We start from the raw sequence: 23,137 nt of genomic DNA, 5'->3' as shown, positions 1-23,137 counted from the left end.
CACGATATGCTCGTGGAGTTGAGGGTCGCTCTCTCTTGAGGTGGTTTGCGGGACCCGGGCGCCGATCAGTCCCGACAGGCAACCACCGGGGGGGGGGGCGTCGCGGCTGGCTGCCCGCGTAGTCTGCTCGATCTGATCTTGGGTCCAGAGATCGGAGATCGCCCACAGCGTCGACGCCGAGTTCGGCGGCGCGATCGACCACTTCCAGAGGGCCTGTTTCTGCCGGACACCCGCCGCTTGATAAATGGGAGCTTACGAGATGCAATGGGTTAGCAGAGAAGCGGACAGGATCTGGCAGGAGACGAGAAAGTGGAGAGACAATCGCCATCTTCGCTTTGGCGGTAGAGGCGGCTTTCTCTTGACAGCGGTTGCGCTGGTCGGGGCTGGGTGGACTGACATCACGACGCTGGAACGCGTATTCCATCTCGCGATTACACCGTTGGCAGTGATCTGGGGCTTCCAACAGATCTCACATCCATCGGATGGGGAGACGTCAGTATCTGAGCAACTACGTGCGAGCCACAGAGCATGGCAACAGCGAGTCGAGAAGGTGGCTCAGCTAAGTGGGATATTTGCTGTTGTGGCGATACTCATGTTCACGGCACTCCCGAACGACACCGCAAAGGGGTTCCTATATCCAGTCGTGATTGTTACCGCTGCGCTAGCTATCGGCAGTACGAGGACAAGGATCCTGAACAAATACCGCACCCCCGCTGCGGATTCATCTGCCGCTGCGGATTCCCCGCCCACCACTGGGGATTCATCTGCCACTAACTGGCAGATGGTACCACTGTTCGATCTCCTAATAATCAGCTGGCTGATTATTAGAGCACGAGAGATTACAAGAGATTGGCATGCTGGCATTGGCGCTCTGTTAGGAGGGTTCATTGACGAACGAGGACTTTGGGTATCGATTATATTGATGCTTCTTTATGAATGGTTAACGGTTGCCAAGTGGGGAGGCGGTATTGGCCGCACACTGACACGAACAAAGGTCGTTGGTGCCGTCCCGGACCGACCACCCAGTTTGATGAGGGCTCTCGTCAGAGCTATCGGAACGGTATGCTTTCTTAGTATATTTACACTACCAGCCATTTTTTATGCTTGGTTTGGTTGGCAAGCGTTTACAGGGCTGCTGACGGGGGGGTTGTTCCTAGCCCTCTGGTTCAAGCCGATCCGGGGTAGAGGCCTACGAGACATCCTTAGCGGAACGAGGGTCGTGAGCACCGGCAAGAAGTCGTAGCTGATCCCGCCCCCGGGCCCCTCTCTGCACTTGAGCGCGGCCGAGGCCACAACCATCATCTCGCCACCGACTACCAGAATTGGCTCCCAAACTCAACCCGGGCCCATCCCCGACTTGACAAAGATAGGAGCATCTGGGACCTACTCGTCACCGTCACTCCCCACTGAAATCCGATGAGCCGGCAAAGTCATGGTGTAGTCCCTCGTGGTGGTCGTCATGCTGAGGTCACCGAGGTCCGGTGTGCGATGCGTGCCGGGGCGTGCTCTCGGCGAAGCCGACGAGTGGGGACCGACCCGGTTCGAGCACCAATCAATATGCTCGCGAGCGTACCTCTCGGGCTTCGCATGGTCCGCCTTGATCCGCGTCCTGATGCTCCTCAGACCTCAGGTGTGTTCCCGGGTGACCGAGGCCCGGCTCTCCGCCAGGCGAGTGAGGAGTCCTGTTCGACCACCCGGGGAATCGAACCGTTCCCATGCGTTGGCGAAGTCGGCCCGGCGCGTGGCAGCCCGGCGATCCTGGCTGGCGATCAGCTGGCCCAATGCGTTGAGCTGGGCTCGGTTGCCGCTGCGCACGGGTAGGCCTTCGGCGTAGCGGCGAAGCAGCTGGCCGGCGACGCAGGCGTCCTGGAACTCGCCCAGCACATCCTGGAGTTCCTTCAGCCGGGTGGTCTCCGCCTTGAGCAGCTCGCCATAGGTCGGACGGAAGAACTCGAGGAGGTAGCGCAGCCGCTTGCATCGGATCCGCAGCTCATGCAGCGCCTCGTCGCTGGACGCGGACGTGATCTCACGACCACGGCGCAGCACCCCCCGGTAACGCTTGCCGATGAGCAGCTGGGCGGCCTCGCCGACCGTGATCGAGCCCAAGGTCTCCATAGCGCGCGCAGACGGACCCCGTTCGAGCCGCTCCGCGAAGCCTTCCTTCAAACGCCCGTACCGCCGGCTGGCCATGCCGGCCAGCAAATATCTTCGCTCCTCGCGCCACCGATCGGCCAGATACTGCTGGTAGTCGTCCAGGTGCGCAGCATCCTCCTCAGGTATCTCGGACAGGAAGTGGGGGAGGTTCCCCCTGGCGACGTCGAGGTCCCGCACACCACCGAGAGCGGCCGCCAGCCACTTGAACTCGCCGTTGAACGACCGGATCGAGGCGGGCAGCACCTTCTTGAAGGCTCGAAGGGCGGAACGGAGGCGGCGCGTGGCCACCCGCATCTTGTGTACCCCTTCGGGATCCAGACCCTCCCAGGCCCTGGGTTCCTGGGCGATCATCTCCTCGAACTGCTCGAGCAGGCGGCCATAAGCCAAATGGATGGCCGGATCGGCCGGGCCGGGTGCCCGTTCTCGCAACATCTCCACGAACGGCGTGCTCGCCGGCAACACCACTCGAGAAGCCCGCGGGGGTGACAGGTTCTCCTGTTCCGACACCTACCGAGTCTAAGCGGCGGAGAGGCACCAGAGCCCCTGACAAGCCCAGTCCGCTAACTGCCCTTGCGCGGTCCCGCCAGCCTGATTACTTTGATCGGATGAGCCATTGAGGAGGGCTTCGAGACGGTGTCAGGCAAACGGGAGGCCATAGCACGAGTCAATTCCTATCTCGGACAACAGCTACTTAATCATCAAAACACTCACTTCGCTAATGTAAACAAGGCAGTACCAGTCTGGTGGTTGGAGATACCGGTAAGAAAGATAGGCAAGCAAGTCCATATCCTCCTTCGACGTGAGGACGGTGGCCTGATATGGCTGAGGTGCCCCCCAGGTACTCTGGATAGCAATGAATTCAGCCATCGATTAGACAAGGATGTAATAAGTCTTCAGATAGAAACTGGTCCACGTTTGCTTAGAGACTGTCGATCAGGTTACAACTTCTCCCGAAATGTCGAACTAGAGTTTCCGAGCATCTAACTTCAATCAACACTCCTATGGCGTGGGCGGAACCACCACTGACATTTGCCACGCCGCCCTCGAATCAGGAACTTCGCTGCGACCTCCGGACAGGCCGCCTCAAGCCGAGAGGTAGTGACCTCCCAGGGCGTGCTTTCTCCCGGCGGCTCCGGGACCGACCCCGGCCGTGAGACCGTGGTGCGGTCTCCCGTTCCGACACCCACCGAGTCTAAAGCGAGGGACACCTCGGTTGATCTCGTCGCGTTCTCGACGCTGAACAAAGGGCACGGCTGGCCGCGAAGCTTGGGTTGGCGTGTTGGACCAGCATCGAAGCCGCCACCCAAATGCCTGAGGCGCTGGACGACGGTCCAGGGGGCGCCGTGTGCCAGCTGTTCGCTAGACAGTCAGCTGCTCAAGAATCCTCGACTGGTCGCTGACCGCGTGGCCACGCATCGATCGCTTGTTCCGGTTCATGCCGTTGTATCCACTTTCTCGCGGCAGCCTCGCTGAAGCCACGCGACCGGAGGACATCGAGGGTAAGTGTTCGGATTTCGCGCTTACGTTCCAGCTCGTCCAGGTGCGCCTTCATCTGAACTACGACGTCGCCGTGGTCGTAGTCGTAACGGCCATTGATCTTCTCGGCGAACAGCGGCAAGAGTTTGTAAAAGCGCCGCTCGCTGATCCCAACGTGCGTCCATGGATAGCGGTCGGGTGCCTCGCGTTTCCTGTGTTCCATCACGGAGATGCCTGCTTTTCGCCGCACGTACCGACGGGTTGCCTCTGCGCCTTGCGCTGGGTCGAATCCGGGGCGGATCAGTTGCTCGAGCAGCATCGCAGTTGCGGACTCTCTGGTCGGGGCATTGGTATGACGCTGAATGCGCTGTACCGATTGGGGGTACGCTGCCGCGACGGCCCCTGCCAGTGCTGGCTCATCCGCCCCGATGTAGCCGTGCCAATATCCTTTCAGGACCACTTGGCAGGCGATCTCCTGGGGCGTCGAGGCCGGGTCCAAAGTAATGGTCGGCACGCCGTAACCATGTATCGCGTCCGCCAGGACGCTCCACGGCCGATCCTTCGGACGCTGGACCTCGTCAGTCCAGATACGAGCAGTGAAGGCCCACTCCACGGGATGTTGCGTCATTGGGGCGGCGATCAAGATTGGCTCGGTGGCCACGAGCGGGAGGACCTCATCGCTTGTCGTCTCCTCGTCCAGTAACAGCTCCAGGAGCCGGCCCTCGTCGTACGTCTTGCTCGTTACCCAGATGAGGCGGCGGGCAATTTGAAACCACCAACCCTCCGCCAGAGTGCCGAGGATCGGGACGTAGAACCGGACCGCAGGATCCATCACGAGGCGAAACAGGTCCTTGCGCTCCTCGGGGTCGAAGAGCGTGCCAAGCCAGTGAAGGACGTGGTCACCTTTGAGCGCACCGGTCCGTGAGGCCTCGGCGATGAGCTGGCCAGCAACCCAGAGGGCGTCGGCGGCGGACATAGCTTTACGAACCGGAGAGTCGATGGGCACGACTTGCAGGGTTGTTGCAATCTGGGGGTTGACGGGGTCGGGTACCGCCCATACCCCAGCCGTAGTCTCCATGGACCCGACCTGCAAGTCTGGTACGTCAACCAGGGGCAACCCACCTGAGTTGATGGTCGCCGTAGCTCGGCGTGGCTGGTGGAAGCTCCGACCCGCCAACACTTCGATCTCTGTTCCGGCCTGGGCAAGCAACTCCACGATCAGACGTCGATCAGAGTTTCCCCCGAAGCGCCGAGTGAACTCCTCAACAAGATTCTCGGACCAATGTCCCATTTGGGCAGTATATCTAAGTATGAACAGTCGAGGACCCAGTCAGAATCGAGAGCGAGCGAACGAGACCCTGCGGGGCCAGCTGACGCCACGCTTCATGCTGGTCTTCTCTACGGTCGTCGCCCTAACGCTCCTGGCGCTGGCCTTGAACGTGCTGTTGGCTCTGTTCGGCGGCGACTCGGACCAGGTCAGGGCTGCCGCCGACGTATGTTCCACGACATACAAGATGGGCTTCGGCGCGATCGTGGGACTGATGACCCAACGAGTGGTGTAGCACCCACCAAAAGAGGTCACGCTGTACGCACGCGGCGGAGCCTCGCTCTCGGCCAGCAGGGCCGCTTGGGGTGACAGGGTGGGGAGTTTCTCTGATCGAGACTGGGGAACTCTCGACGATCACCGACAGAGTTTCCTGGGTATCGGCTTGGGCTTGGTAAGGCGTCGGTAGGCAAGCATGAGACCATTACCTGCCCTGGACTGCGGGCATCAGTGTGGGCGGCCATCCCGGGTAACGTCCTTGGAGCATGGCACGCCCCACATCGACTTTCGGCTTGCGTGGGTACAAGAACTTCCTGAGCCTTTATGGCTTGGCGGTGCTGGGCGGCTTTATTGCTCTTGTCTTCGTCGATGGGCGTCCTGCGTCAGAAGCGCGGGAGGCGTTGGTCGCTGCTCTCGTGCCTATTGGGTTCGTCATCGTGTTCGGGTTCGGGTACGGGGCGGACCTCCCGAGACGGGTTGCTCGGTTCGGGCCTGACCGCGAAGAGCGCACGTTCTTGGTGGTTGCCTTGTTCTTTCTGGTGGCCCTGGCAACGGTGGCCTTTACTCTCGCTTACCTGACGGTCGAAGAGGGTCAAGCTCTTTGTCTCGTTACGTGCGACTTGCAGATTCTGGGGGTAGGCCGGTGGCAGAATCCGTTTCGCCTGAGCTACTCGGGCACCCCGAAGTACCTTGCTGCCGGGGTGGGAGCGGTGCTTGTTGGATCCGTTCAACTGCTAACCACCTTGGTCGCTCCGCGGAGACTCGGCCCGGATGTTCCCTTCCGGAGTCTGAGCCGCCGCGTTGGATGGCGGGCCGTAGCGGTCACAGCCTTCTGGGGTGTCGGATGGTTGCTGGTCATCGAAGCGGCGGTTGCCGTTGCAGGTGTCGGTCTGCCGGTCGTAGCTGTCCTCCGGATCTTCGCTGCACTCTTCTGTGTGGGTGCTATCGCGTTTGAGATTTGGCACCCTTGGGGTCGGGTCGTGTCGGCTCCCAACGGTGAGCCAGCAGCGGGCTGGAAGGTAGCGCTCCGGGCCTTGGCGATGTCGTTCGTGTTCACCCCGTGGGCCGACCTTGCCGTGTTCTCCTGGACGCTCACGACGTCGCACATTCTGGAGTTCATGATCGCACGGGTGTTTCTCGGGTTAGCTGCGGGCGGGGCAGTGGTCCATGCTCAAGGTCAGGGTATACCTGACGTATTACTCAAGGTTTACGTAAGGGGAAATCAAGAAGCGGAGACTCAGTCAGACGGCACCGCACCAATGGGGAGTCGGAGCATCCGGCCACCAGCGTTTGACCCGGACCCCGCGGACCCATTCGCCAAGGATCTGCTGGGCCGTAGATCACACGTCGTAGGACTCACCGACAGGGTCGTGACACTGGCTGGGCCGGCGACCGTGATGGTCGATGGGGGCTGGGGGTCTGGCAAGACGGCCTTCTTGCGGATGTGCGCAGCCGATCTGCGGAGCCGGGGAGAGACCGTCATCGAGTTCGACGCTTGGGCGGCGCAGCACACACAGCGGCCGGCCCTCGACCTGCTCGGCGCTCTTTCGGAAGGTATCACCGACCCCGGCGCAGGTCACCTCGCCGCGGCGAGGACCCGCCTGGCGACCGCTCTGCGGGGCGCGGTGCCAGATCCCCGTTACGACTCATGGAGGGAACAACGGCGGGCTGCCACCTCGATTCGCCAATCTTTGGAGTCAGCAGCAGCCGGACACGGACGACTGGTGTTGATTATTGACGAACTAGACCGCTGCCCCCCTAGCTACGCCCTCGAAGCCTTGGCAGACATCCACCACCTCTTTGCCGTCGAACGGGTTGTGGTGATAGTCGGTGTCAACCGCGGGGAGTTGTGTGAGGTGGTGCGGACTGTTTACGGCCCCCAGTTCAAAGCCGACGGCTATCTGCGCCGCTTGGCGGACATTCACATCTCCCTTCCCGCTACGACCCAGATTGACACATCCGACTTCTTCGCCAACGCCCTGCGAGAAGCGGGACTCACCGAGCCTGCCGACCCGCGCAGCCTTCAAATCTTGCGTCTGGTGGTTGACCTTGAGACCTGCGCTCTGCGGGATTAGCAACAAGCCGTACACGTCTACGCCACCGCATCAACAGCCCCCGCACCACCCGCACTCCCACCCTCGGTGTGGGAGATGTCACTCGCGGCGATGACTGTTCTGCGCTTCGCTGACCAGAACGCCTTCCGGGCCTTCGTTGCCGGCACAATCGACAGCTTTGAAGCCCTATCCAAAGCGTACGCGGCTTTCGGGCCCGAACCTATCCTGGTGAGCGGTGACAGGACAATACCGTTCCACGGACTGCGGGTCGAAGTGTTCTCAGCTGCCTTACTGAACATCAACCGGGACAGCAGCGACTGGTGTGCCGATCCGGCAAAGTTCCGTGAGCAATACATCCCGATACACCAACTCCGTCCTACATATGTCAAACCCGACGAAGGGACGGCGGCTGATCAGGTACTCACCATCCTCTGCGGTGCCATCCGTGGACAGTACGACCCAACCTATGGTCCGCCGTCCCCGCTGGAAGCCGCTGAGGTAGCCGCAGCCCTCGACCTCGCGTATCAGCCTTACCCGGAGGACTGACCATCTGGTTCCACCGAGGCGGTAGGAAACTGACGGGCTCCCGTGTGAAGGAACACGGTGCGAATAGAGATGGACGGCGGAAGACCTTCTGCTTCCAACGCTTCGGCACCGCTTGAGACCACGATCCCTGGCCCAGACCTAACGCCGGCCACACCTCTGCCACTGCGCCAGACGCCATTACCGGCTGAACTTCCAAGATTTCGACTAGACTCATGTGATGTCACAAAATGGGCGAGATGCTCGCTTTGGTGCGTTTCTGAGTTACGCACAACAAGACGATGACTACGAAGACGGCCGGATCACTGAGTTAAGGCGTCGTCTAGAAGCAGAAGTTCATATGCAAATGGGCGTACCCTTCAAGATCTTTCATGACCGACGTGATATCTTTTATGGACAGCAATGGCGAGCGCGAATTGGCGAATCCTTGGACGGTTCTACGCTGCTTATAACAATAATCACACCTTCCTTCCTAAAGAGCAAATTGTGCCGAGAAGAGGTTCTCGTATTTCTAGAGGGTGAGCAGTCATTAGACCGCAATGACCTAATCATCCCTATCCTATATATGCGGACACCAGGGCTTGACAATCCTCACGACGAGGTCGCCGTGGAACTTGCAAAACGACAATACTTCAGATGGGGGGATCTGCGCTTTGAAGACATGAATTCTAACAGTGTACGGAAGGCGATTGCTAAGTTAGCAGAAGACATCGTGAGTGCTTTCAAGGCTGTTCTCACATCTGAAGCAGAGGCCCCGCTCGACAATCTGTCTGCTGACGACATCTCCGATGACCCTCCAGGATTAATGGAGCTCCTTGCCGAAGCTGAAGAGGCTATCCCACTATTCAATACAGCAATACGTGCACTCACAGATCTTCTTCATGAAACTGCCGAAGTCACAACTATGGCCACAAGTGAGCTACAGGCCAAGAGCACGGTACCAAATCCAGGGGCGGCGCGGGTTCTAGTTATTCGACGTCTTGCGAAGCGCCTAGAGAAACCGATATCTGAAATGGAGAACGTAACAGACGATTATGTAGATCAGCTCGCGCGCGTCGGGAGCGGAATCAATGTACTTACAGAGCTAATTCGTGATGCAAAGACAGAGGACAATATTGAAGCTGCTCACGGCCTGCTCAAAAACCTAGTTGAGTTAGCCAAGAATGGAGAAACGGGAATAGATCAGATCGCGCGACTCAGGGAGATTCTAGCCAACAACTATCGCCTGAGTAGTACTCTACGACCTGTTCTAAGACGTATGTCCAACGCTCTGCATAAGGTAGAGCCTAGTAAGTATGAGTTCATAACTTGGCGTGACGACCTTTCGGCAGTACTATTATCAGGTGGTAGCAACAGCGATACTTCCTGTAAGTAACGCAGTGCGGATGGTATGTGGATAGCCGTCCGTCAGCGTCGGATCCATTACTCGATCACCATGGATGTCACACTACCTGGGGCTTCAACGACGCCGCCACAGGTATTCGATCGCCTGGAGACTTCTTTACGCGAGGCGGAGTGGACTCTGGCTGGGTGGACAGGGCCTTGTTGGCACTGACCATGCGCTGCAGCCTGTCCGGGTAGGAATGTGAATCTCTACGAAACGTCGAGAGTTCCTTGCTCAATTAGTAGTCGGATGTGATGGGCGAGTTGCCCCGGAAGCGGCCCTGCTTCGATGAAGATGCCGAGTTCGATGTTGTCGTTAATCCCGGCGCTGGTCAGATTCGCGCTGGTGATGAGCGCGGATGTACGGTCGGCGATGACGCACTTCGCGTGGAGGCGGGCGGTTGTTGCGAAGTGCGCTCGGCGGGTTTCGTCGGGCCACCGGTAGAAAGTGGCGGTGCCCCTGAGGGGCGCAAGTGGGTGTGTTGGTCCGATATCGAGCGGACCGCCGGGATCGTCCGGCGTCTCGAGAATGATGGTCACCTCGACTCCCCTCGCTGCAGCGTTGGAGAGGTCCGTTGTCAGATCACCGACGTTGTGGGTGGCGAAGGACACCAGTATGAGGCTTTCGGTGGCGTTGGCCACGAGTGCGTTGAGAACGGATCGTGTGGATCGTAGGCCCAGGGCTTCGGTAGTGGGTCCAGTCCAGACCAGGCTGGTGCTGTACTCGGTCCTTACCGCCTTGGCAGTCTTGGCTGCGGCCCGCATGGCAGCCGCGACCGCGGCTCCGGAGACATCCGGGGTATGTGACCATGCATGTCCGATGGCTCGGGCATGCTCACGGTAGTTAGCGGCGGGGTTCGCGGTGACTAACAAATCCTGTGATTTGGGTGACCAACGGGGCCTGTTGGCCACTGCTACAGCTCCGGCGGCCAGGAGCTCCGCGGGGACGTGAATAGCAGCTTGGACCGTCGCTCGGGTCAGCTGATCGGTCATGTGAAGTAGCTGCCTGTTTGCTGGCCGAGGATGGGGACGACGGCTGCTCGGTCGAGGTGGCGGTTGCCGGCTTCACAGGACGTCTCGGGAGCGAAGAGACAGGCATGGCAAGCGGCGTTGTGGAGAGTGTCGCCTAGGTCGCCGGCGTGGTGATCTGCGCACATGGGATCAGTAGAACACAGCCTGGCCCGGGTTCTCGCTTCTCTCAGTACCGAGGCGAGCCGATTGGGTGCTGTAAGAGCGACAAGGCCCCCGAGCGTACCTTCAGAGTCGGGGGAGGCCGTGTACAGGAGAACGCCGGCCATTGGCGGGCCCGTAGGGCTACCTGATTCTCGGCTGTATAGGCGCTCCCTTATCGATGCGGTGGAGTATCCGCACTCGAGAGCGACCTGGTGAATCAGCATGTGCGACAGCGTGTGTAGCAGTATGAACCGGGCGGGCGGTAGTCCTCCATCGGGGTCGAGTCCTCGGCGGGTGCGCCAGTTACGGACAGCTTGGCGTAGGTACTCATACCGCTCGGTGGTCCGATAGCTTGCCTCCCACTGTTCGACTCGCGTTTCCGGAAGCCGGATCAGTATTCCTTCGCCTCGGACTTCGGCGGCGGGTAGCCAGGACTGAGGCTCCTTCCAGATGGGTGCGATCCGGTGTGGGTGCGATGCATCGGGTCCATCAATACGTGTAAACCCGCACAGGGCTAGGACTTCTCTGAGCCGTCTGACGGCAACTGGATGGTCGAGCGTGACCCTGAACCCGTCAGGGATATCGAGCGTTTGTACCTCAAAGTCGTCGGACTGTGGAGGCACCGCGGCAGTGAATGCGGCCCATTCGGGACCGCGCAGGTCCTCGGGTCCGGCACCGGGTTCGCCGCTGGTGCGCCGGTCGACGATGGCTGTCCATACATCATCTGGGTCGTAGCGAAGCAGCCATCGGAGCGGTCTCTCTCCTGCACCCTTCATGAGCCTCTTGAGTATGAATGCCAACTCGCCGCGTTCTTCGATGTCCTCGAGGTGGTCCCAGTGTTCTGCGACTTTCTGTTCGATCTCACCCGTCACGGTGGGGATCGATAGAGCGGACCGGTAGACGGAGAACCAGCCATTAGACGCGCCGAGTAGCAGCGCTCTGGTGGGTTCCTCACAGGCGGTATCGAAGCGATGTAGGTGTGGGTGCCGACCCCGGCAACGCGGGAGGTGCTTGTCGGCGTCTAGGCCGAACGCATCCTGTGCAATCCGGGTGGCATCGCAGGTCTTACACACGACCCGCACGTCTGTGGCTCGGCTGGCCTTCCCGACCTCCTTGAGTTCAAGGATTGGACCGTCCGGACATGGCTTACCACCATGCGCATACTCCTCCCAGGGAAAGTCGTCTAGGTGGCCAGCCGGGCAAGCAATGAGGAAGCGGGCGGGTACCGCGGTGGGACGGCGGCCGTAGCACTTGTCGTGGTAGTAGCGGGCCCAGTCAGGTCGATACACGGGGACGTTGAGTTCGAAGAGACGACTATCAACCGTCGACAGCAGGTCGCAGCGGGTACAGCGCAGCCATCGGGGGAATGGGTAGACCGGGACGCCGATGCGGGCCCAATCGTCGAACGCGTTCGCGGTTTCTTCCTCCCACGGAGGAGTACGGAACTCAGCAACCTGGTTACAGCCGGGAATCGTCTTTACGGACCTGACCAGTCGGGGTTCGAGGATCCGCTCCGTGAAATTGATGTCCCAGGTATCGGTGCCAGCGAGGATGACCGACAGCCGTGGCAGGTCGATCACCGCCCCGGGGCCGTATGTGTGGATCATCTGTGACGGGCGGACGCCACCGACCCGTCGTGACTTGTAGGTGTTCCTTGACCTAGTGGGGCTCATGTGGTGGTGGCGGCCTCGTCCGCTTCGACCGCTTCTCGGATGTCGTCATCGGCGGCGGTGACCGGTCGCAACAAGCTGGCAGGTTGACCGAGAATGATCGGTGGTTGGCTGAGGGACTCGTACGAGGGGTCGTGTTCGCTGATCTGCAGATTCGCTTGCACTTCGGTGTCACGCAGAGAGTTCGGACAGGTCCACATGTCCCAGTCGCCCGTTTCCGGCTTCAAGAGTAGGGCCACGTCGGTGGCCGTGCGCTTGGCGTAAGACAGGTGTTGACGTAGTTGGGTCTCCCGATCCCATGCATCAAGACGTTTGTTTGCCATCGCGGTTACCAGATCTTTGGTCGATAGGTCGCCAGTGACCGAACTGGCACGTTCCGCGATCGCTTGGACATCTGAGGCTATTCGCTGGTCCGGCCGGCTGAGTTCTCTAGCCGAAGGGTTCGGGTTCCAGTCGCCATGGCTGTGGCGCACCGCGGATACCAACACACCGGTGAGGCCCTTATCGAGGGCCCGCTGGGAGAACGGCGTGACCGACAGAGGCTCGACATGTCGGTAGAAGGTGGCGTGGTAGTGGACGAATGTCTCATAGTGTGATAGGTCGCGTGGCCGAGCCCAGTTGTAAAGGGTGATTACGAGTCCCGGCCCTTTAGGATCGCGGCCGACCCTCGATGTAGCCTGGATGTACTCCGCTGTGGCCTTGGGTTGGCCGACGACGATCATCGACGCGAGACGTGGAACGTCCACACCGACCGAGATCATGTTGGTCGCCAGTAGCAGATCGACCGGTCGTTCGCGCGGTTCCGAGTCCTTGTCTTTGCCGGTCTGGGGCTCCGATGGTTCGGGTTCGTGGGTTACGAACAGCTGGCGCAGGATTGTCTTGATGTCATCAGCGGACACCCGTGAGGTCAGCTCCTTGAGTTCAACGGACGGGCGGTTCGCGAGGCCCTCGGTGAATCTGGTTCTGCGTAACTTTGTGCGAAGCTCATCTTCGGCCATACGGCGCATGCCGGCGAGTTCCCTCACCGCGTTGAAGTACCCCACGGTGGTCATCCACGGGTCTGCCCTCACACCTTCGGAGCCGAGTTCGTCCCAGATCGCCTTAGCTGCAGCCATAACAGATGCGAACACCCTCAACTCCACTTGCTTCAGTCGCTCGCCGTGGGCACATATCCCCATATAGAGGCGTCCCGGCGTTTGGGGACCCGGCAGTACCTGCTCAGCAAAGAACGATCTGCCCACGTCGAGGACCGGCGGCGGGAAGATCCGGAGGTTCCTCCAGAACACCGACCAAGCCTGCTCGCGAGCCCTGCGGGTCGTAGCAGTCGACGCGACAACCTTCGGGCGGACGAGCTGTCCGTTGTAAGTCCAGGAAGAAAGCCTGTCTATCGCGGTTTCGTAGAGGCCTGCCATAGTGCCCAACGGTCCGGTGACCAGATGCATCTCGTCTTGGATAATCAGATCAGGCGGCCGCAGCCGAACAGTAGGCACGGTGCTGGCAGGGGGATGCGAGTGGCGCCGCTGATGGGAGTCACGTTCTTTCCACTGATACTGATGTGACTGGTCGAGGTCCGGGTTGCGGTATCCGTGGCGCTCACAGCGGGACACCACGCGTCCGAACAGCGTTGAGGTTGCTCCATTCCAGGGGAGCTGAGCAAACTTGTCAATTGTGGCGATCACGAACGACGGAACAAGCCTATAAATCTCCTCGTCCACAGTCACAACAGGGATGCCCTCGCCGTTGGTCTTCCGCTCCGTGAATGAGCACTCCTTATCTCCGCAGAACAGCAGGAATCGCTCAAGTACGGGGTCGAAGCGGCTGTCTGTCTTGGGGTCGATCTGCCGTCCGCACCAGGGACAATCAGTTAACTGGACTGGTGTCGCCTGACCGCCACCGAAGCCCCCTTGCTTGGCATCCTCGGCGAACTTTTTCGCGTCCGCGGCCTTGTTGGGCGAAACTGAACCTCCAACCCACATACCGAGTCGGAACGGCGCACCCGCATAGCGCACGTCGCGTTTGGCGCGATGTTGGCGCCACAACTCCGCTGAGCACATGAGAGTCGCTGCCCGCTGGAACTGCTGGGCGGTCAGCAGCCGCAGGGTGTAACGCATTAGTACGGCCACACCGTCTCGGCCGTCAACGGCGTCCTCGCCATCTCCTACCACACCCTGCATCCGCCGGATGGCGAGTGTGTATGCCACCAGCCCGAGATAAGCCTCAGTCTTGCCACCGCCAGTCGGAAAGAACAGCAGATCAGCCAAGGCGTCCCTGTCGTTTCGCTCCGGATGAGCGGGGTCGGTCAGCGACGGGATACACAACAGGACAAACGCCAGTTGGAACGGTCGCCATGATCGGTTAGCAGGCCAGTCAGATGCGGTGACCGCCTCGTACAGGCTCAGTTCGGGGTCGTGGCGGCGAGCGTCGATAGCAACAGTGTGGATACGCTGGCGCCACATGGATTGGTTGGCGAACCGGAACGCGTCCAAGGCATCCGGGTCTGTGCACACCAGGTCGATCCCGTCGGCTACCGCATCGGCCACCCGTTTGGCTTCAGAGACTGTAAGGCGGGCAGTCTCCTCGTGTCCCTCAAGCCTGGTAGCGGGATCACCAACACGGGCGAGCTCTTCGTCGAGCCAAGTTCTGTAACCGGCAGTCAAGGGCGCAAGAGCTGTCCGGAGTTCCTTGGGTCCGAGCTCAGACAGCAACTTCATGTCTGTGACCAGACCCGACAGTTGAGGAACCGCACCCGTATGAGGGGCGTCGGTGCGCCATACCTCATACTTCGGAATGATGGCCGTTCCGACACGAACCGCACGGCGCGGATCTGTGGCAGACACCTCCACCTCGATCCCAACCCCGTGCCCTACGCCAAACTCCACGACGTCGCGATACTGCATGTCTAACTGGGCAACTTCGACCCGTTCCCAATCTGGAACAGCCACGGAACCCGTCAGAACCTGGTCGCGGCCCAGGAAGGCATCAGAACCGTCGGCGGCAGACAGGGAGAAACCAGCCTGGAACATCCAGCGGCTGTCCTTGTTGCGCTCAACCTGGGTCTGTTCGTTCGACAAGAACACCGTCACCAGCCACGGTCCGTTCCCCGAAGCAGTGATCCGGCCCCGCAGTACGATCCCTTCTCCGTTGACAGCCAGCGGTCCGAACTCGCCAGCGGCCAAAGGCACGACCACGTCGACCGTTCTGGGATGTCGAACCCACACCGGAGCTCGGGACCCATCCGCCTGAGTGTGGAACTCCCGCAGATAATGACCCCAGCGACACCGCGCCACTAGCACATCGACCGTGTCGGCAACTACAACGGATAAGCCCATTGACGACTGCGACAGAACCAGCCTTGGACTACGGCCATCCTGAACACTTCTCTCAGGGCCATCGCCGTCCTCCGGTCCAACATCGTCGTCGCGTTCGGGATCCAGTGCGACCGTTCCCTTCGGGGCCAGCATCCCAACCAAGTACCGATCGCGTACCCGTCCCGGTGACGACCAGCGTCCGTTACGCATCCGATAACCCAGGAGGACTTCGTTGTCACCGTCGAGAGGGCCTAACAGATCGGCTGTGACCCTCCCAACCAGGTCCGTACGCAGATCCCAAGGAGTCGGCACCGCGCCCTGAACCTGGCCGGTCACCGCCCACCCCATAGCAACGAACCCTGATTCGCAAGCTGAGTCGTGGTGACCGAAACCTCCTTAGCGGATTCATGCAACCCGGCAGCAACCTCCGCTTCGTACCGGACCTTGTTCAACTCCAACAAGCGGTCCAGCACTTCATCACCAGCCTCCGGCGAGAAAGTGAACCGATCTCCCTGTCCCCGCACCTGATAGAAACCATGTCCCAGGTCCAGATCCGACCACCCATACGCGTCGCGCACCGCCACATCCAACTCCACGTGCAGGTCCCGGACCTGTCGAATAGCAGCGTCGGAGCGTCCGTAGCGGTTATGTACCAGGTTATAAACGTCGGTCAGCCCCAAGTTGTGCTCGACCATGAGACGGGAACGATGCGTATCCAACCTATCGCCAGCAGACGTGACTCTGTCGCTATGCGGCGGCTGTGGGAACGTCTCGAACACATCGGATGGGGTATATACGGGGTCGTTTCGCATCGAACTCCCGTGCCGGAGCACCCATCGCCAGTGAAGACCCGACGAAAGAACGCCGAACAAAAGTAGTCGTCAAGGCTAAAGACCACCAACTTATGCGCGAGCACCTGTCCTGTCGGTACAAACGCCGGTAGCTGGACCTTGCTTGTTTGGCATAGGGCTAAGACCCTGTTGAGCGGCTTGATCGTGCGGTAGAGCTTCGGACGTTTCTCCGCATAGATCCAGTAGAGCTGAGGTAACGGCTTTCGCTTCTTGAACTCGCCGTTTGGCTTGCGTTCCTGCCGCTCAGGTTTGACCTTGTCTTCGACGATCGAGAAGCAGTCGGGGTATCGGCGGGCTCGGTATTCCGGCCAGTCGAAGAAGTTGATAATCCATCGCGGAGCCGTATGACTCGGCGACTGGTTGAGGTCCTTGCCTCCTAGGTAAGGTGCCAGCACGTCGGCGTTGCGGGGATTCATGTCGATGAGGGCTTCTGCCTTCTCGGGGCTCATGGTGAATCCCATTCCGAGAACATAGGAGCCAATAAAAGATCTGTCGGCGTTGGCGGCGAGGCGCTGTTTACGCCACCCCGACCGTGAATGAGGGTAGAGCATCTCGTCTATGCCGATGACCGGCCGCTGGTCCAGGAGCGGCTCGCTGTCCCAAGGGTGGACGGTCCCCCAAACTTTGGCAATCTCCAACGTAGCGTCGCCGGGCCACCTTACCGATGAGACAGCTCGGTGGATGGTCCATCCTGCATCGACTATCCGCGTAAGACCTACCTGGCTGGCGTCGCCCTGTCCGATGGTGTTGGTGGCAAGCAGACCGAAGGATCGGGCTACTCGGGTCGCGTTCAGGAAGAAGTAGGCAACGAGGTCAGCCGATCCTCTCGTTCCGCCTGCGATCCAGGCGATGAGATGGTTTCGGTAGTCGACACCGGCTGTACCCGTGATCTTCTGACCGCCCATGAATGGTGGGTTCCCGACAATAGCGTCAAACCCGGAGGTCCTAGACGGGGGTCTGTTGAAGACTTCGGGGAACTCGATCGGCCAGTGGAACGGGCTACGGACCGGAGCACGGTCGGGCCGTCCGTGTTCCATACTTGCCTGAGCTCGATCGTGGACACGACGCAGGGCCTGGTTCTCCGCGGAGGTACCGAGAGCGCCAACGAATTCCACGATGACTCCGGCGTCGCCTTCTATCCGACGGGTCATTGCCTTCTTGGGATCGTTTTCTCCTGCTGCGTTCAGAGCGGCACCGGTGAGCACGTCGGCTATGGCCACCAACGTGGACAGGCGGCCTTCGCTGTCGTAGTGAAGTTTCTGTTTGCGTTCAACATCGGCTGGGCCGATCGTTTCAATGCTGTGCATTTCCTGTCGCATGTCTAACGCTTTGTCGACGAGGCGGTCAACAGCTCGGACGGCGTCGCCTCCCGGCGAAAAGCCCGGAATCGGGGTGGGCCGCCTTCTCCCGGCTCCGATGTCGAAATGGAGGTAGCGGAGTTGGTCGAGGTCGTAGATTCCCAAGAGGCTGTCACCGGACTTGATGGCGTGGTCCAAGAACGTAAAGGGTCGCTCTTTGGCCACGGTGGTGAGCCACATCGATAGTTTGGTCATTTCTGCGGCCATGGGGTTGCGGTCGACGCCGTAGCAGCAGCGCTCCGCAACCTGGCGGCGGGCTTCAACCACGACATCAAGCCGGTTCGGGTCGTCCGCTGCGGTGACGGTGTCAGTAGCCCGAGGATCGCCCTCTGACTTCCAGGCCTCGATGAGACGGTCGGCCAGATATCGGCAGGCGGCCACGAGGATGGCTCCCGACCCGACCGCAGGGTCGCAAACCTTGAGGTCGAGGATGTTCGTCGAGGATCTGATCCGCCAGTGTCTCGTGTCGGATGTGTCTTGAGGACCTGGCGAATAGCACAGCGGAGCGAGGGTGTGCTCGACGAGTTCGTCCGCCAGTTCCTTCGTGGTATAGGCCGTCCCGCTATCGCGTCGGGAGCCGGTCTCGGTCACATATACGGATCCAGGTAGGAAAACGAGGGGTCGGTCCCGGAGGTCGAGTCGTAGTAGGTTCGCGAACGGCTGTAGTCGTCTGGCCAACTGCTCGTCACCTTGGCAGGCTTGGATCAGACTCGCTCGACGCCGTGGATCGATCGGTGCCTCTAGAAGTTTCCTTACCTGCTTTGGTGTGCCAACTTTTCGGCCAGCCTTGGCTGCTTGCGTTCCACTGATCCACGCGACTAACGGCTCTTTGCCGTCGATCAGCTTGGCATCGAGTTCGGGTAGCCCGATCTCGGGCTCTTCACCTGGTTTGCCTGTGAGGCCGAGCACAACATGGTTGGCTCGTACCGCGTCGTGGTCAAGTAGACGTTCATAGATATGACCTATCTGTTCAACGTCGACATTCCGGTATGACAGGCGGCGGGTGTCTGTGCCAGCCCTACCGGTTCTGAAACGGAGCACTAATAGAGCGTCGAGCATGGCCAGCACATCGAGATCGGTGACGCCGATCGGTGTGCCCGCGGTCACCTTCCAGCTACTACGAGCCGAGCGGCCTTCCAGGAACGGGAACCGGTCGGGGTCAAAAAGGCTTCCCCCGTAGGCTGGCACCGTAAGTTCGTTGTGGTGGACACCGCCGTGCGTGGCCCGACTGGTGGCCAGCAGCCGGTGCCAGGCCGTCGTGCGGGTTTCAAGAGCCTCGGGGTTGGCGAACCGTTCCTGTTGCAACGTCTCACGCAGAGTTCGGATCGAGTAGAGACTCTGATAGTGAGGGTTGTCTACGGGCAGCAGACCGTTTTCTTCGGCCACGAGGAGAAACACGATGCGCATCATCACGGTCACCGCGGCTTCGTATACCTCGTGAGGTTCGACGCCGGCCAGAAGTGTGCCATTCCGTTCTAGGTTGGCCCGCGACACTGCGTTGACCAGCAATTCGGTAGCCCTTCGCACCTGGGAACCAAGCTGGTCGGTGACCTCGTGCTGCGCAGCTGCTGACTCCACCAGGAGTGATTCAGGTGTATCCGAGTCCGGAACGGCGACAAACCGCCTCTCGTGCAGCATGGAGCGGAACGAGTTCAGATGCACAGGCTCCGTTGCGAACTCTGACGCCCTCCATGTGCCCCAGCCGGTGGCTTCTCTCTCCCGCGCGTGGACGAGAGTGAGGTGGTCGCCGTCGGTTACGAGTGCCAGGGGCACCCGGTGAGCCCTGCAGGAGAGCGCCGCGCGTTGCACCCATGTCGCGGACCAGCTGTCACCCGCAGGTCGCGCACGCGGGTCGGTTCCGGCTGGCAGATAGAAGACCAGCACGCGCGGCCGCTGTGTGAGGCCGTTGCCATCGGTCGGGGCGCCCAAGATTCCTACTGGAGGTACCACCGTCGGCTGGTAGACGCCGGAGGCGACGACGGTCACGTCGTATCGTGTGACTCCGTCCGCGAGTGCGGCAGGCAAAGCCGAGCCTGACAGGTAGTCGTTCCCCCAGTCGAGCACCTCCTTCAGCAGCCACTCGATGTAGTTCGTGCGGTCGTCGGCAAGTCGGGCCGACTCCTCATCTTCGTCGCCGTACCAGCGGGCCTTGTGCTCCGCGCGCACTTCGGTTGGCGTGGGATCCAGACCATTCGGGAATGCACGCCTGAGGGCGGGCAGCGCGAACCACGGATCCTCCGCGTCAGCAAGGTTCAGCCAGTCCTCGTGCTGTTGCACAACGCGGCGGCTGGTCGACACTAGTTCTTCCCCATCGGGACTAAGAACTCCACCGCTACCGGAAACCAGTTGACATCCCGCACGGCATAACGGCGACGCAGAGTGCCAATCTCCGTGTCAATATCAGTGTCGATCCGGCCGACACGATCCCGGAGAGCGCAGACGTCGGCGTCGAACTGCCTGCGTTCTTCAGTATCGAACAGGCGCAACTGCTCCGTGCTGTCCGAGCGCTCTAGCTCATCTAGACGACGCTGGATGCTCGATTTGAGATCCTCCAGTGTCCCCCTTAGACGCCGCTCTTCAGCCTCGCGCTTGGCATCGATCGCCCGGCCCCGCTGCTCGCGGATCTCCTCAGCCCGGACCCGTAAGGCCCGCTCAAGAGGCTGCCGGATCCGTTGCCACTGATCCACATACCGGTCCCGAATGTAGTCCGGGACCGATCGTGTACTCGCTGAGGCCAAGGCTGCGCGAGTCTGTCCAACATTTAGGCGCCGTTGGCGGCCACCTACTCGGACTGCTGCTGGCTCTATGACCTCGTCAAGAGTGGAACCATCAGCGCCATTCACCACAACGCGGCCATGTGCTACGACTACCGGATCGTCGATCTCTGCGAATCGCACGGCGGCCCGGTTGATCTTCCGCTCGACCGCCGCTCCCCACACCTGGGCTCGCAACACGCGGAGGCAACGAGCAACGAACGGGTGACCCACATGAAGGTAGGCGACGTCATCATGCCCGGATGCCACAGCCGGGTCGAACGTGACCGGGAGCCTGAAGTTCTCAACCTCATTGTGCAGGCCCACCAGCGTCTCACCCCATGTGCCACTGAGATCGCCCACCTCGAGTACCGGTACGGGGCCGTCGGCTCTCTGCAAGGACGTCTCCCGCAGCGGAGGCTGACTCTCGATACGCAAGGCCACCTGAACGGCTCGCAGAACGTTGCCAGGGGCTAGATCTAGCTGTGCCACGCTCCCTCTGTACAGGCGACGAACGTTGCCGATCTCAGCCGAGAACTGCCGTTTGAGGCGTTCCAGGTCGACTCTCGCCTGGTCGCGCTTTAGTTCGATCAGATCATCGACGTCGAGTTTGTGGTCACCAAGGCGCAGCATGCGAGCCTCAACGCGCTCAGCCAGCACTGATGAGACGACGCCTAGGTCATCGCGGATGTCGTTGACCTTTTGTGCCAGGCGCAGCAGAAAGGAGTGGTCGTAGCCAACGGGGTCATCGTCGACGGCGCCTGAGGCGGCGAAATGGAATATGTCGACCGTAGGAGACTTCTGGCCGTGCCGGTCAACCCGGCCGTTTCTCTGCTCCATCCGGTTCGGATTGAACGGCACTTCGATATGCACCAGCCGATGACACGCCCGGTGAAGATCAATCCCCTCTGCGGCCGCGTCTGTAGCGAGCAGAACCCGAACCCTCGTCTTGCGGGGGTTGTAATTGAATTCCCGGATGATCCGCTCCCGCTCCTCGGTTTCGAGACCTCCATGGAACACCTCAATTCGCCCCCGCATAGCGGGCCATTGCCTACGCCGAGCGGTGAGGATCTCCTCGAGATAGTTGAGGGTGGCGCGGTACTCCGTGAAAACCACCACCCGCTCGTCGTTCCAGTGGCCGTCAGGGAAACAGGTCTTGGCGATCCAGTCGAGCAGCTTCTTGGTCTTTGCGTCAGCTCTCCGCCATGTGGCTTCGGCGCGTGCTCGCATTCGGGCGAGGATTGCGGTGGCTTGATCGGTACTTGCCGCCGGGTGCGGCTTCTCCGTTCCCGGGAGTAGGCCTCCCCGGTCGACAGTTCTGGCAATAGTCGCCCCGGCCAGCGCCAAAGCTTCTTTCTCGTACTCGGACACGTCGGCGGAATCGTCCGGGTTATCTTCCAACGCTGCCACCGCCTGCTCAAGGGCCCGACTCGTAGTCCGTCGGTGCGCGGCAGCGTCGAGAGTCCGGATGTGCTGCTCAAGGGTGTGCTTGAAAGCCGCAGGCGAAGACAGGAGACGCTTCCTTAGGAGGAGTGTCACGAACCGTGACGCTGCCCGCTCGCCACGAGTAGCGGCTGATCCCATCCGCAACGCGGTGTAGCTGTCCAGCAGTTCGAACAGCTCTCTTTCCTGACGGGGGAAGACCACGTCGATCGAGTGGATCCTCCGTTCGGGGAATCGCTTGCTTCCATCAGGCAGCAAGCTCCGGAGGTGCGTCTTCAGCCGACGGACGATCACGGCGTCGCGTTCCGATCGCTTTGGCGCAACGCCTTTAGTGAACCGGTTCGGGTCAAGCATCTCAAGCAGTGCTTGGAAAGACTCCCTATACCCATTGTGCGGTGTGGCCGTGAGAAACAGCCGATGCTCGAAGTGCGGAGTAAGGCGCTTGATGGCTTTCGTACGCATTGACTCGCGGGCGTAGCGGCCCACCGCGGAAGGGGCGATCCGATGGGCCTCATCGACGATCAGCAGATCGAACGCTCGCGGGAAGGTGTTGGGATCCGGTGGCAAGAACTCGTCAAACCAGCGCATCTGAGACTCGAACTTGACCCACTCCATCGACACGATGAGGCGCGGATGCGACCGGAACGGGTTGATCCCGACACCCCGTTCCCGCCTCAACCGGCGGACATACTCAGTGTCCACCACCTCGAAGCGGAGCCCGAACTGCTCGGCCATCTCCCTCTTCCACTTCAAGCACAGACTCGGTGGGCACACAACAAGGATCTTCTGGACCTGGTTACGCAGTACCAACTCCTGAGCGATCAGTCCTGCCTCAACTGTCTTACCTAAACCTACGTCATCAGCTATCAAGAGACCTCACTCGTGGCATCTGTAGCGCCTTGACCAGGGGAAGCAACTGGTAGTCCTCGATGTCTATGCCCGCTTGAAACGGAGACTGAAACCCCGAAGGATCCACCGAGGCCACTGCGCCCCACCGGGCAGCGTCAAGAAACGCCGCGAAGGTCTCCGGCGTGTCCGTACCAGACGCCGGGTCAGGTAGCTGTGCCTGAGGGCGAATCTCAGTTCCAGGCTCTGTCTCCCAGAACACACTTAAAGTAGAAGACGAACCTCTATCGTCTATTGGAGTGAGAGATACCAAATGGTGATTCGTCAAATCGTCCGAGAGAGCTGGATCCTTCGGAAGTGAGGACTCAAACACAAACTTGATCACCCAATAGCGGTCACGAACACGAACGAGGCATCCCTGCTCGGGTACAGCAGGTGCCTGCCGCGTTTCTGACGACGTCAATAGAGTCTCCTACACATCAGCCGTTCGTCTCGGGCTGAGCTCCGCGAAGTCTCCCGAGATGCCGCAGAGTGGAGTCCATTCTTGTGGTGTACGGGGGGTGACGGTCCTTTGATTTAGGT

12 protein-coding genes are annotated in these 23,137 nt (G+C 60.5%); 4 read left to right on the top strand and 8 right to left on the bottom strand.

Annotation, left to right across the window (positions count from 1 at the left end):
* Positions 1-1,626 precede the first annotated feature (1,626 nt).
* Together OXM57_03140 and OXM57_03135 are read right to left on the bottom strand one after the other, a co-directional pair.
* The gene (locus OXM57_03140) at positions 1,627-2,661 is read right to left on the bottom strand and encodes a CHAD domain-containing protein (protein MDE0351666.1); all 1,035 of its coding nucleotides are present in this window, start codon (positions 2,659-2,661) and stop codon (positions 1,627-1,629) included.
* An 868-nt stretch (positions 2,662-3,529) separates the two neighbouring features.
* Positions 3,530-4,606, bottom strand: coding sequence for a hypothetical protein (locus OXM57_03135; protein ID MDE0351665.1), 1,077 nt, complete (start codon positions 4,604-4,606; stop codon positions 3,530-3,532).
* Positions 4,607-5,015: 409 nt separating this feature from the next.
* Between OXM57_03135 and OXM57_03130 the strand changes: the two genes are divergently transcribed.
* The 4 genes from OXM57_03130 to OXM57_03115 all read left to right on the top strand — a co-directional run bounded on the left by OXM57_03130 (position 5,016) and on the right by OXM57_03115 (position 9,145).
* Positions 5,016-5,192, top strand: a complete 177-nt coding sequence (locus OXM57_03130) for a hypothetical protein (protein ID MDE0351664.1) — start codon at positions 5,016-5,018, stop codon at positions 5,190-5,192.
* A gap of 316 nt (positions 5,193-5,508) precedes the next feature.
* Positions 5,509-7,248 (top strand): P-loop NTPase fold protein, encoded by a 1,740-nt coding sequence (locus OXM57_03125; GenBank protein ID MDE0351663.1) that lies wholly within the window; start codon positions 5,509-5,511, stop codon positions 7,246-7,248.
* A 75-nt stretch (positions 7,249-7,323) separates the two neighbouring features.
* A complete protein-coding gene (locus tag OXM57_03120; GenBank protein ID MDE0351662.1) occupies positions 7,324-7,773 on the top strand; it encodes a hypothetical protein in 450 nt (149 codons plus the stop codon).
* A gap of 217 nt (positions 7,774-7,990) precedes the next feature.
* Positions 7,991-9,145 (top strand): toll/interleukin-1 receptor domain-containing protein, encoded by a 1,155-nt coding sequence (locus tag OXM57_03115; protein ID MDE0351661.1) that lies wholly within the window; start codon positions 7,991-7,993, stop codon positions 9,143-9,145.
* 218 nt (positions 9,146-9,363) lie between these two features.
* Here the strand turns inward: OXM57_03115 and drmC are convergent, their stop codons facing one another.
* The 6 genes from drmC to drmD are packed head-to-tail and all read right to left on the bottom strand — an operon-like array spanning position 9,364 to position 22,579.
* The gene (gene drmC / locus OXM57_03110) at positions 9,364-10,146 is read right to left on the bottom strand and encodes a DISARM system phospholipase D-like protein DrmC (protein ID MDE0351660.1); all 783 of its coding nucleotides are present in this window, start codon (positions 10,144-10,146) and stop codon (positions 9,364-9,366) included.
* Positions 10,143-11,999: a DUF1998 domain-containing protein gene (locus tag OXM57_03105; protein MDE0351659.1), complete on the bottom strand. Its 1,857-nt coding sequence runs from the start codon at positions 11,997-11,999 to the stop codon at positions 10,143-10,145. The genes drmC and OXM57_03105 overlap by 4 nt, the downstream gene beginning before the upstream one ends.
* Positions 11,996-15,652, bottom strand: a complete 3,657-nt coding sequence (gene drmA, locus OXM57_03100; protein ID MDE0351658.1) for a DISARM system helicase DrmA — start codon at positions 15,650-15,652, stop codon at positions 11,996-11,998. The genes OXM57_03105 and drmA overlap by 4 nt, the downstream gene beginning before the upstream one ends.
* The gene (locus OXM57_03095) at positions 15,637-15,999 is read right to left on the bottom strand and encodes a hypothetical protein (GenBank protein ID MDE0351657.1); all 363 of its coding nucleotides are present in this window, start codon (positions 15,997-15,999) and stop codon (positions 15,637-15,639) included. Before OXM57_03095 ends, drmA begins: the two co-directional genes overlap by 16 nt.
* Positions 15,975-19,790, bottom strand: coding sequence for a restriction endonuclease (locus tag OXM57_03090; GenBank protein MDE0351656.1), 3,816 nt, complete (start codon positions 19,788-19,790; stop codon positions 15,975-15,977). The genes OXM57_03095 and OXM57_03090 overlap by 25 nt, the downstream gene beginning before the upstream one ends.
* Positions 19,791-19,810: 20 nt before the next feature.
* Complete coding sequence (drmD, locus tag OXM57_03085) at positions 19,811-22,579, bottom strand: DISARM system SNF2-like helicase DrmD (protein MDE0351655.1); 2,769 nt, start codon at positions 22,577-22,579, stop codon at positions 19,811-19,813.
* Positions 22,580-23,137 lie beyond the last annotated feature (558 nt).

This window comes from bacterium, from assembly GCA_028820935.1.
Classification (GTDB): Bacteria; Actinomycetota; Acidimicrobiia; order Spongiisociales; family Spongiisociaceae; genus Spongiisocius.
This window is presented reverse-complemented; position numbering and strand designations above follow the sequence as displayed.

Bases quoted from the DNA above. Each gene is read 5' to 3' on its own strand.
- OXM57_03135 (MDE0351665.1), bottom strand. From the start codon at position 4,606: ATGTCCGCCGCCGACGCCCTCTGGGTTGCTGGCCAGCTCATCGCCGAG.
- OXM57_03095 (MDE0351657.1), bottom strand. From the start codon at position 15,999: ATGGTCGAGCACAACTTGGGGCTGACCGACGTTTATAACCTGGTACAT.
- OXM57_03130 (MDE0351664.1), top strand. From the start codon at position 5,016: ATGCTGGTCTTCTCTACGGTCGTCGCCCTAACGCTCCTGGCGCTGGCC.
- drmC (MDE0351660.1), bottom strand. From the start codon at position 10,146: ATGACCGATCAGCTGACCCGAGCGACGGTCCAAGCTGCTATTCACGTC.
- OXM57_03105 (MDE0351659.1), bottom strand. From the start codon at position 11,999: ATGAGCCCCACTAGGTCAAGGAACACCTACAAGTCACGACGGGTCGGT.
- OXM57_03120 (MDE0351662.1), top strand. From the start codon at position 7,324: ATGTCACTCGCGGCGATGACTGTTCTGCGCTTCGCTGACCAGAACGCC.
- drmA (MDE0351658.1), bottom strand. From the start codon at position 15,652: ATGGGGTGGGCGGTGACCGGCCAGGTTCAGGGCGCGGTGCCGACTCCT.
- OXM57_03115 (MDE0351661.1), top strand. From the start codon at position 7,991: ATGTCACAAAATGGGCGAGATGCTCGCTTTGGTGCGTTTCTGAGTTAC.